Source organism: Bartonella sp. CE47NXGY (genome assembly GCF_042195415.1).
Taxonomy (GTDB): Bacteria; Pseudomonadota; Alphaproteobacteria; order Rhizobiales; family Rhizobiaceae; genus Bartonella.
The window spans coordinates 1-1562 of record NZ_JBHIOI010000129.1 but is presented as its reverse complement, the minus strand read 5'-3'; the positions used below and the strand labels follow the sequence as shown (position 1 = coordinate 1562).

At 32.1% G+C, this 1562-nt stretch carries 1 protein-coding gene; it reads left to right on the top strand.

Features of this window, described 5'->3' with window-relative positions; all coding sequences use genetic code 11:
* Window positions 1-529: 529 nt before the first annotated feature.
* Window positions 530-1162, top strand: coding sequence for a hypothetical protein (locus ACFIL3_RS10095; protein WP_375627779.1), 633 nt, complete (start codon window positions 530-532; stop codon window positions 1160-1162).
* Window positions 1163-1562 lie beyond the last annotated feature (400 nt).

Genomic DNA, 1562 nt, shown 5'->3' with positions numbered 1-1562 from the left:
CATGTCTTATGAGAGTATGTGATCTTTTAAAGCCTTTCAAAAGAAAGGGATTATAATCATAATAAATGCTATCAAGATCCTTATGGTTATGAGTTTTGAAGGGGTTTTGAGTTTTGAGGGTTGCTGCTATTATGTAAAAAAACGATAAAAAGTAAAAACGTTATTTTTCAATATGTTAAGATTTTACAGACCTTTAAAAAACAACCCATATTGATAACACAACCTATAAATTCAACTAATAATATACGTTTTGAGGGGGTTTTGACGGTTTTTACACCTTCAAAACCTATAAGCAAAATGAATATACATAACTCTCTTTAAACAAAGCTTTTGATAACAATAAAGCACTCATTTTAGATTACGGTATAATCTCTTAAAGGCAATGTAAAAAAATCTAATTCACTTTAAGAGTGGATTTCTTAAATTTTGCAAAACAATCTAAAAAAATTATTTAAAAGTTCAAATCGTATCTTTAATTTGAATTATAAATACATTATTAGACTTTTGCATTAATCAAAGGTTTATGATGATGAAGTTTTTTATTTTACTTTGTTTGTTAATACTCACAGCTTGTGGTCCTATAACACATTTGAACGGAATTGTTGATCCAAACTACAAGGGACGATTTCAAACGAAAAAGATGGTCATAGGAGGTGTTGGCATGTCTATTTCTGAGCAAAAAGCACTTGAAGACACCTTTGAGAAATCGCTTGCTAAATACAATGTACAGATATTGAGAGGATTAGAACTTTTCCCTCTAACTCGTAATTATTCCTATAACGAGAAAGAGGAAATTATAACAAATAAAGGCGCAGATGCACTCCTAATAGTTAGCGTTGATAATCGTGCTATATCGCAGACATATATCCCGCCAACGTATCATCCGGGAACCTCTACAAGTACTATTTCGGGATTTGGAAACTTTGCTACCATAGAAACTGAGACGACACCAGGTTATGTGACCGGTGGATATAATATTAGTAAGCCCGCCATAAGTGTTAGTGTTTATCTTATTCACCATACAAAAAACAAAGAAACCATATGGCTAGCAAAAGGCTATAGCGATGGAAATGCTTTTGCATCATTTTCTAATCTCATAGTAAGCGTTGCTGAAACAACTGTTGAAAAACTAGCCAAAGAGGGGCTTATAGTCCCAAAGTAGAGTTAGGAAAATAGCAGCATAATCACGAATTTTAGCCACAAGGTCGATGTTAATAAAGCTATCATTTTAGATTACGGTATAATCTTTTAAAGGCGATGTAAAAAAATCTAATTCTATTTAAGAGTGGGTTTCTTAAAAGTCTTAAAGCAATCCCAATAAGAGTGTTTAAAAGTACAAAGCCTTATTTTTAGAATAACGCATATTAGGATTGTATCTAATCAACTTAACAAAAGAGGTATAGATTATGGTTATAAGATTCTATACCCCTTTGTGAGTTTAGCAAGCCAAGTCTATTCAGTTTCTCTAATTTCTAATTTTGGTAAGTTCTTAACGATTTTCATTGTCTCTAAACTTATGGTAATAACCCTCTGAAATAACTCTAGAGGGTAGGCAGGGTTGC